Here is a 284-nt window from a genome sequence, read left to right on the forward strand (position 1 = left end):
TTCAAGCCGTCTTTGTTCAATGCAACATCATCACCAACTTTCACACCATCATTATTAACAGTAGTATCACCGGCTTTCACGCTGTCAACGTCCAAGTCTTTATCGGTAGCAACTTCATAAACAGTCTGACCTTTGTCACCTGTTTTTTCAGTCACAACGATGTTCTTACCTTGAACAACTTCAGTTTTAGATGCCGTCGCAGCTTGTTTCAGTTGAGAAACATTAACCGCATCGGTGTCATCCGTACCGGCCGCAACGTTGGTAATCTTGTTGCCGCCGTTGTT

Annotated in this window: 1 pseudogene; it reads right to left on the reverse strand. The window is 44.0% G+C overall.

Going from position 1 to position 284, the window contains the following annotated elements:
- Window positions 1–284 (reverse strand): annotated as a pseudogene (locus HMPREF2872_RS08845) (hypothetical protein); the annotation flags it as partial.

The sequence above is a fragment of the Neisseria sp. HMSC069H12 genome (genome assembly GCF_001812735.1).
Taxonomy (GTDB): domain Bacteria; phylum Pseudomonadota; class Gammaproteobacteria; order Burkholderiales; family Neisseriaceae; genus Neisseria; species Neisseria subflava.